The organism is Methylobacterium sp. J-059 (genome assembly GCF_022829485.1).
Classification (GTDB): domain Bacteria; phylum Pseudomonadota; class Alphaproteobacteria; order Rhizobiales; family Beijerinckiaceae; genus Methylobacterium.
This window is the reverse complement of the sequence record NZ_JAKSYA010000184.1, coordinates 1-1,197: the sequence shown is the minus strand read 5'-3', so window position 1 is coordinate 1,197 and position 1,197 is coordinate 1. Positions and strand designations below refer to the sequence as shown.

Annotated in this window: 1 protein-coding gene; it reads right to left on the bottom strand. The window is 67.5% G+C overall.

Going from position 1 to position 1,197, the window contains the following annotated elements; translation table 11 throughout:
- Window positions 1-3: 3 nt before the first annotated feature.
- A complete protein-coding gene (tuf, locus tag MKK55_RS28240; RefSeq protein WP_147729937.1) occupies window positions 4-1,194 on the bottom strand; it encodes an elongation factor Tu in 1,191 nt (396 codons plus the stop codon).
- Between the last annotated feature and the right edge of the window lie 3 nt (window positions 1,195-1,197).

Below are 1,197 nucleotides of genomic sequence, written 5' to 3'. Positions count from 1 at the left end.
CGACTACGCGTTGATGGCGGCGACGACGCCGGCGCCGACGGTTCGGCCGCCCTCGCGGATGGCGAAGCGCAGCTTCTCCTCCATGGCCACCGGCACGATCAGCGTGACGTCCATGGTCACGTTGTCGCCCGGCATCACCATCTCGGTGCCCTCGGGCAGCACGCACACGCCGGTCACGTCGGTGGTGCGGAAGTAGAACTGCGGCCGGTAGTTGGTGAAGAACGGCGTGTGGCGCCCGCCCTCTTCCTTGGTCAGGATGTAGGCCTCGGCCTTGAACTTGGTGTGGGGCTTGACCGAGCCCGGCTTGCACACGACCTGGCCGCGCTCGACGTCCTCGCGCTTGGTGCCGCGCAGCAGCACGCCGACGTTGTCGCCCGCCTGGCCCTGGTCGAGCAGCTTGCGGAACATCTCGACGCCCGTGACCGTCGTGGTCTGGGTGTCGCGGATGCCGACGATCTCCACCGTCTCGCCGACCTTGACGATGCCGCGCTCGACCCGGCCCGTCACCACCGTGCCGCGGCCCGAGATCGAGAACACGTCCTCGATCGGCATCAGGAACGGCATGTCGATCGGACGCTCCGGCTGCGGGATGTAGTCGTCCACCGTCTTCATCAGCGCCAGCACCGCGTCGTGCCCGACCGCCTTGTCGCCGTTGTCGAGCGCGACCTTGGCCGAGCCCTTGGTGATCGGGATGTCGTCGCCGGGGAAGTCGTACTTCGACAGAAGCTCGCGCACCTCCATCTCGACGAGCTCGAGCAGCTCGGCGTCGTCGACGAGGTCGACCTTGTTGAGGAACACCACCAGCGCCGGAACGCCGACCTGGCGCGCCAGCAGGATGTGCTCGCGGGTCTGCGGCATCGGGCCGTCGGCCGCCGACACCACCAGGATCGCGCCGTCCATCTGCGCCGCGCCCGTGATCATGTTCTTCACGTAGTCGGCGTGACCCGGGCAGTCGACGTGCGCGTAGTGCCGGTTCGTCGTCTCGTACTCCACGTGCGCCGTCGAGATCGTGATCCCGCGCGCCTTCTCCTCCGGAGCCTTGTCGATCTGGTCGTAGGCCGTGAACGTCGCCCCGCCGGACTCCGCCAAGACCTTCGTGATCGCCGCCGTCAGCGACGTCTTGCCGTGGTCAACGTGACCGATCGTGCCGATGTTGCAGTGCGGCTTCGTGCGGGCAAACTTCTCTTTGGCCATGGT

What these genes read in the sequence shown, in the direction of transcription:
- tuf (WP_147729937.1), bottom strand. Translation starts at nt 1,194, where the DNA reads ATGGCCAAAGAGAAGTTTGCCCGCACGAAGCCGCACTGCAACATCGGC.